8 protein-coding genes and 1 pseudogene are annotated in these 7,213 nt (G+C 35.0%); 2 read left to right on the top strand and 7 right to left on the bottom strand.

Annotation, left to right across the window (positions count from 1 at the left end; all coding sequences use genetic code 11):
• The first annotated feature begins 156 nt into the window (after positions 1-156).
• A complete protein-coding gene (locus V7149_RS08390; protein ID WP_335345195.1) occupies positions 157-540 on the top strand; it encodes a hypothetical protein in 384 nt (127 codons plus the stop codon).
• Positions 541-580: 40 nt separating this feature from the next.
• Here the strand turns inward: V7149_RS08390 and V7149_RS08385 are convergent, their stop codons facing one another.
• The 6 genes from V7149_RS08385 to V7149_RS08360 form a co-directional block, all read right to left on the bottom strand.
• The gene (locus V7149_RS08385; protein ID WP_335345194.1) at positions 581-775 is read right to left on the bottom strand and encodes a ComZ family protein; all 195 of its coding nucleotides are present in this window, start codon (positions 773-775) and stop codon (positions 581-583) included.
• Between the two features lie 24 nt (positions 776-799).
• Entirely contained in the window at positions 800-1,759 is a 960-nt protein-coding gene (locus V7149_RS08380; protein WP_335345193.1) for a BMP family ABC transporter substrate-binding protein, read from the bottom strand.
• A 129-nt stretch (positions 1,760-1,888) separates the two neighbouring features.
• Positions 1,889-2,716 carry a hypothetical protein gene (locus tag V7149_RS08375; protein WP_335345192.1) on the bottom strand — a complete coding sequence of 276 codons (828 nt, stop codon included), beginning with the start codon at positions 2,714-2,716 and terminating at the stop codon, positions 1,889-1,891.
• 51 nt (positions 2,717-2,767) lie between these two features.
• The gene (locus V7149_RS08370) at positions 2,768-3,976 is read right to left on the bottom strand and encodes a glycosyltransferase family protein (RefSeq protein WP_335345191.1); all 1,209 of its coding nucleotides are present in this window, start codon (positions 3,974-3,976) and stop codon (positions 2,768-2,770) included.
• Between the two features lie 20 nt (positions 3,977-3,996).
• Positions 3,997-5,184 carry a glycosyltransferase family protein gene (locus V7149_RS08365; protein ID WP_335345190.1) on the bottom strand — a complete coding sequence of 396 codons (1,188 nt, stop codon included), beginning with the start codon at positions 5,182-5,184 and terminating at the stop codon, positions 3,997-3,999.
• A 16-nt stretch (positions 5,185-5,200) separates the two neighbouring features.
• Entirely contained in the window at positions 5,201-6,034 is an 834-nt protein-coding gene (locus V7149_RS08360) for a polysaccharide deacetylase family protein (protein ID WP_335345189.1), read from the bottom strand.
• A 190-nt stretch (positions 6,035-6,224) separates the two neighbouring features.
• Here V7149_RS08360 and V7149_RS08355 point away from each other — a divergent pair, with 190 nt between their 5' ends.
• A complete protein-coding gene (locus V7149_RS08355; RefSeq protein WP_335345188.1) occupies positions 6,225-6,821 on the top strand; it encodes a polysaccharide deacetylase family protein in 597 nt (198 codons plus the stop codon).
• Between the two features lie 122 nt (positions 6,822-6,943).
• On the opposite strand, the pseudogene V7149_RS08350 reads toward V7149_RS08355, so the two are convergent.
• A pseudogene (locus V7149_RS08350) lies at positions 6,944-7,213 on the bottom strand (hypothetical protein); the annotation flags it as partial.

Here is a 7,213-nt window from a genome sequence, read left to right as displayed (position 1 = left end):
TATTATGACTTGGTACTAATTTTATCAAATTTACAGGTGAAATTTCAAGATTAATCAAAGACTATTTATAAGTTTTTATCCACCATTGCCTAAACACTGATAAATCATTCACATAAATTAATATAAAAGCTTAATTGTAAAGGGGATGGAGAACCGTTGGATACAGAAATGGAAAGAGAGCAAGATTTCAAAAAAACAGATCGCCTTAACCAATTAATGTTCCGTTCAATCGAGCAGCCCTCGAATGAGAACATAGGCATTGATGAAACATTTAAAGAAATGGAGTATGAAAATTCAAACAGAAGGTATAGTCATAGTCGTATTGATAGTTTGATGTTTGGTGAAAGGCATCATCCTTCACCTAAAGGGAGTACAAACAATAGTTCCCTATCAAACCATCTCAATCATGTTGTTAATAACATCAATTTCCTTGAACTAATGGACAATATAGACACTCTTGTTAGTTCTGCTAAGCAATTAAAACCATTATATCGACAGGTCACTCCTTTTATTGATCAGTTCTTCAAAAAGAAAGGTTAGTGGATAATAAAACCGGTCCTCTTATGAAGACCGGTTTAAATTATTTATTCTCTGCTAACGCTTCTGCTTTTCCCATATCATATGCCTCATTCATTACCTTTGTAAAAAGACTCATGAATGGCTGGATCATTTCCAAGGATAATTCTACTCCAGCCTCTTCTAATTGCAGTTTTGCTTCTGGAAGATATTTCATGGTAATTTGCATGAATTCCATCGTTTTGTCAGTTGTTTGCATGAATTATGTAACTCCCTCTTTTCTTTATTTACTGGGCAGTTCCCCAGTTTCTCTATACTCTGCAATGGCTGTATTAATTTTATTAATAAATTCTTGGTCCACGTCTGAGCTGAACTTTCCAAGAGTAATTACATCCTCTTGAAAATCAAATGACAGATTTCCTGATTTTAGTTCCCCTTTGTTAAACAAATCTGCCACTATTTCATATAGAACGTCCACATGCTGGATCGTGCTAGTTAAAACGGCGGACTCACCCAAATCTGACTGATCAGAAATATAGCCGATTGCATAGTGGCCCCTTTCTTTAATCTGTTCGATGACAGGAACGTTATAGCCATCCCCGGCTGGATAAATAACATCGGCACCTTTTGCCATTACCTTATCTAATAGTTCAATCGCTTTTCTATCATCATCCCAATTGCCTACATACTCAATCATGACATCTACATAAGGATTTTCATAATTTGCCCCTTCATAGAAGCCTTCAATTTCAGGCTGCCACTCATAGGCTGCAATGATTCCTATTGCATTAGTCTTTGTCATATGACCTGCAAGCATCCCACCGAAAAAACCCATTGCATATCCTTCGAAATTTAAACTTGTCGTATTGGTATTTTCAGCATCTCCGTTAAAGCTGACAAAATGAATATGGGGATAGCTAGGTGAAATCTGATTAAAGTATTCCGCATATTCATTGCCGTGGCCAAAAATAATATTAACTCCCTTTTGGTCGTATTCTTTCACCGCACGTTCGACAACTAATTGAGAACTCATACCCTCTTTATAGTAAACCTCAATATTATGATGGGATTGAATCTTTAACATTCCTTTATAGCCTTTTGTTCCCCATACTTGATCATTTATCGTATCAGGGATTAATAAGCCCGCTTTCTTTAGTTTACCTGAGGACATTGCTTGTCCGCACGAGGCCAATAAAAGAAGGCTTAAAAGAAGGATCCCAAATCGTACAAATAATTTTTGCATCTCCCTTTGTTCCGCCTCTCCGAAATAGCCATAACGTTTTTCTAAACAAAAAAAATCCAGAATAAACTTCCAGCTATTTTCATTCTACCCTTAGCACCCAAGTTTTGAAAAGACTTTATTCCTATTCTATTAAATTCTGCCATCATCAATCAACTTTAGATGTCTTTTCTGATTTTCAATTCCCTCTGAATAAGGGGTGCAGTTCTTCACGATCTTTACCTTAATTTCATTCCGCTCTGATGGGTAATTAATTGTAATCATTTCTAGAACTTCAGCAGGAATGGAAAGAAAGTCAACACATTTTTTCCAATAGTGTGGAATATCGCTTTTCAAAGTGCAAGCATCGGCAGATTTTGTTTCAGCCAATTTTAAAATTGGATCCAGAATATCTGCAATGTACAAAGTATCATGGATCCATTCACATTCATGAATGGATAATTCCCGGTCTGGATCTGATGATTTTTCTAAGGATTGTTGAAATAAAAAGGAGTTTGGCTGCCAAGGTCCGTAGATTGTTGGGAGATAAATGCGGTGACTGATTATTTCATTTTCCAAAATGCGCTGGATATTTTTATCCTTTTGATGAAGCCATTGTATTGGGAAAAGAGAGATGATTCTAGTATCGGTTTCAGCTATTTTCTGTTTGTTATTTTTTAGAAATCTTTCAAGTATATTATCTTTATTGAATAAAACCTTTTGTTCAGTTGCAGAAAAACTATAGTAATCAATAAGAATTAAGGTTTGTGCATGGATCTCCACTTGAGAGACCAAATCGGACATAATTATTTCCTTAAAATTAGCGTTGCGGCCAATTTCCATCCGCTTTTCAATAAGATACGCATCTTTTTCTCCATTTTCTGATCGAACACCTAACACTTCGAAACCTTGATCCAGCAAAGACCGACAAAAATGAAAACCTAAAAATTGAAATGCCCCAATTATGACTGCCCTGTCCATACAAAGCCTCCCTATTTATTCTCAGTGTATACTATGCAAATGCACGACTAATTATTTCTTTTTGTCTGTCGCTTGCTTTTTAATCTTTAATATTTGATTTTCATATATTAAATGATCTGGAAGTGAGTTTACACTTTTAAGTTCTTCAATTGATACCCCGTAGGTTTGGGAGATTTTCAATAACGTATCACCTGTTTTCACTTTATACATTACATATTGCTGATCAATCGAATCTTGAAAATAGATGAATTCAGGCTTCTCACGACTAGCCTTCACCTTTGGATGAACAATTTTTTCCTCCACTAAAATATCAATCATTTGTCTTACTCGAGCTTTATAAGAATTAGGTTGAACAGTTTTATGTCCCTGTTTTTTGATGATTTTTCGTTCATCGGCATGTTTGAGATAATAGGTTACTTTATCGACAGTATCTTTAGGTGACGATGATACAACAAGATCCATTCCAGGTTTGAACCTGCTTCTGACTCCTTGTGTATCTTGTGTAATTAAAAATCCGCCGGAACCAAGAATCTCAAATGTGCGCTGTGTAACTAAATTCGGGTAATTTTGCAAGCCAATGATGATGTCGGCAGAGCTAAATAATTTATTAGTTTCTGTATAAGAAAGATGCCCGTGAATCCAATCGTTTGGTATGTCAAAACCTAAATATGAGCCCATTTGATCCCAATGATTGCCCCAAAAATCGATTCTAAACTGATTTTTAAGAAGAGGCTTTATTAAAAGCTTAATTGATTCATGACGAAAATGGTCTGGATATTTCGATAATATATCTGGATAAGCATTAGCAACTACCGCAATTTTGGCACTATACTCCGGATATTTACGGGTCGGAAAATGTATGGTTTCTTCAAACCCAAAATCTAAAAATGCAGATGGAATTCCTCGCTGTTTATAAACATATGATGTTTCCCTGCAAATGGTAAATACGAAATCCGGCTTCATATTTTCGATTAATGGCAACGTCCAATTTTTTGTATAGGCTGGATCCTCGACTGCCCAGTATATTAATGGGATATTTCTAGTTGTCATCTGTTCCTTGATTAAAATTTGTTTTCTAAATGTATGCTCGGGTCCCCACCCTATTGTAACAGCAAGATCAGGATTGAATTCCGCCAATATTTTTGGCAAGTTTTGCTTAGTAATGGGGCCCGAAATCATTACATCATGTCCATTAGCATGAAATCCCTTTGGCAATGTATGTGGCCAGAGGTTACCGCTATCAATGAAAAGAATTCGCATTCATCTTCCACCTTTATATTCTACCTTTCTCTTATTTTTATATAATCCTTGACATCAATAATATCTGTTGCCAGTTTATTCATTTTTTTAATTTGTTTTACACTCACTCTGTATTTTTTCGAAATAGACCGCAGGCTTTCCTTCGGCTTAAAGATATGAATTTCATATTTTGCTTGCAAAATGTCAAGGTAATAAACCCAGTTACCTATACTTGGGGCAGCCTTTTCCTTTGAAATAAGCCCTGCTTTCGTAATTGTTTCTAGAATATACTTAGCTCGCTCTAAATAAGAATATTTCTTTACTGCCTCAATGCCTGCCTTTTTTATTTCAAGACGCTCCTCCGGATGGGCTAAAAAATGCTTTACTAATTTAATTGTTTCTTCGGGAGAGGAAGTCACAATAAGGTCCTGACCAGGTGTGAAAAGACTTCGAATTTTAGAAGTATCATTTGTTAGCAGAAACCCGCCTGAGCCTAATATTTCATATGTCCTTTGTGTCACTTGTGAGTCCATATTTTGTACACCTAAAAGGATATCTGCGGAACTGTATACTTTATTTGCCTCTATATATGGTAAAAAACCATGATTCCAATGTTTAGGAATCTCCTTGCCAATAATATGGCCCATAAAGTGCCAATAACGTCCCCAAAAATCAATTCGAAGATTTTCCATTATAAAAGGGCTTAAAAGATTTCTCAATGCTTCAAATCTGTAATTTAGGGGGTTTTTTTTATAAAGCATCGGGTATCCATTTGCCACCAATGCAAGTGAGACATCGTATTTAGAATCTATTTCTGTTGGAAAATGTACTTTTGAGTGATAGCCAAAGTCTAAATGAGCTGCTTTGTAACCTTTTTCTTTATAAAAATTGACACGATGAGGGCAAATGGTAAAGATAAAATCGGGTTGAATTGTTTCAATTAGCGGAAGTGAAAAAGTGAGAGTGTATCCGGGGTCTTCTGTAGCCCAATAAATATGAGGAATTCCTAAGTGGGCTACATTCTTTTTTATTAATAACCTCCTTTCTTTTGAATGTTCTCTCGTGTGCCCCATCGTAAAAATCAAGTCAGGTTTAAAGCTTGTAATCATCTCTTCTAAACTCCAGTCCATTAGCGGACCGGATACCATCACTTCATGCCCAGCGTCCGAAAATCCGTTTGGCAGGCCATAAATCCACATCGGATCGCTTTCTAAAAATAAAATTCTCATATAAAATCACCTACTTTCACCTGGTTTCTTTTAACATCTCACTTACTTTAACAATTTGGAGTCCTTTATTTAATAATTTTGGTATTACAACTTCCATTGCTTTTGCCGTGGATTTTCCATTTAAATGGGCAAGGACGATGTCATTTCCTGTTGATTTTGTCATGATTCTTTCTCCTATTTCATCACTTGACGTTTCTTTCCAATCAATCGTATCAATACTCCAATAAACAGTATATGGAAATTGATTCTTTCCAGCTGTTTCAAGAACAGATTTATTCCATGCTCCAAATGGCGGTCGGAATAACGGTATTCCTTTTGTACCGAGAAGCTTTACGAAGCACTCTTCAGTTTTCTGTAATTCTTCTGTCATTTTATCAGATGGAATTTTTGTAAAGTCTGGATGACTGTATGAATGATTTGCAATTTCATGTCCATCCTCGATTATACGTCTCGAAAGTTTCGGAAATTGCTCGACCCATTTTCCTGTCAAAAACATTGTCGTTTGAATACGGTGTTTCTTTAAAACGTTTAATATTTCACCTGTATGTTCAGCGCCTGCGCCTGCATCAAAGGTCAATGAAATTTCATTTTTATTAGTGAATCCATTTGAAATTAATACCGAGGGTAAGGATATTGTCTCAGTCAAAACTTTTCGATTTATTTTTATTAGCTGTCCTGCATATAAATAATTTGATTTTAATTGATTGTCTTCTTTTAGCTGCTCAATAGGTATTGAAAATTTTTTAGAAATATGACTTAATGTTTCACCATGACAGATGGTGTAATAATTGTATTTACTCTTTTTCGTTTTTATGGGCAGCACTGCTTCTATTTCCTTAAACTCCTTCATAGAAATCGTCCCCATTCAATGGTACAAGTTTTATCAAACATTCTAATCCACAATATGTTTAATCCCATGAGTTGTATAGTGATTCTGACTAAATACATCAAAAAGTATGAAAGAGTCGTGTAACAAATACAATCATTTTTATATTGAGGGGCATATTTTATTTAAAATTATATAGAGAGGACAAGATTGGGTGGAACACATACCTATTTATCATGGTAATTTGAATTCGGGAAAAATTGCTTTTATGGTCAATGTTGCATGGGGTAATGAATATTTAAAGGATTTATTAATGATTTTGAAGAAATATCAAATTAAGCTTACTTTTTTCCTTGAGGGCAGATGGGTCAATAACAATCCCCAATCTGCACTGAAGATACAGCTTGCCGGACATGAGATCGGAAACCATGCCTATTCACATCCGAATATGATCACACTTTCGGATGAAGAAATTAAAAATGAGATTACAAGCACGAATGATGTAATTGAACAACATCTGAAAATAAAACCAGCCTTTTTCACTCCTCCCTATGGATATTTCGATCAAAGGGTCATTGAAGCTGCTGCGAAGGAAAAAATGAAAACTATTCTTTGGACTTTAGATACATTGGATTGGAAACTCGAGGATCACCATGAAATTATTAACAGAATTGTACCTAATTTAAAGAACGGCTCTATTATTCTTATGCATCCAAAAAAATCATCTCTTGAAGCACTTCCTATTATTTTGAATCATGCTGCTGAAAAGAGATTAATAGTTTGTACAATAAGCGAATTACTTTCCTGTTAGATTATGTAAGTTGGGTATTTTCCCTCAGAAGGAAAATACCTGGTTTAATAGTGGAATGATGGAAACTTGCGAATATAACTAATATTGTCTTGAACATTTGAATCTTATTTATAGAGGCTGTTTTATAATATCCTTTCATTTTGTTTCATAAAATCAACAATTTGTGATTCAATCCCTTGCTTTTTTTCAGGCAGTAAATAACAAATTGAAGTTTGGATTCCTTCTTCCATCCATTTTAAAGTTCGGTTTTTTGTTTGTTTTGCCAGATTATACGATCTCCTATCCGTCATAATATGCATAATTTTCATTGGGATCTTCAGGGGATAATTAAAGTTTTCCATTTTTTTCATTACTTCAAGTTCAACCTGCATAATGTCGATATTATAAGCATC

The organism is Bacillus sp. JJ1503, assembly GCF_036965125.1.
Lineage (GTDB): Bacteria > Bacillota > Bacilli > Bacillales > Cytobacillaceae > Cytobacillus.
Note: the sequence above shows the minus strand (reverse complement) of the source record. Positions and strands in the feature narration are given on the sequence as shown.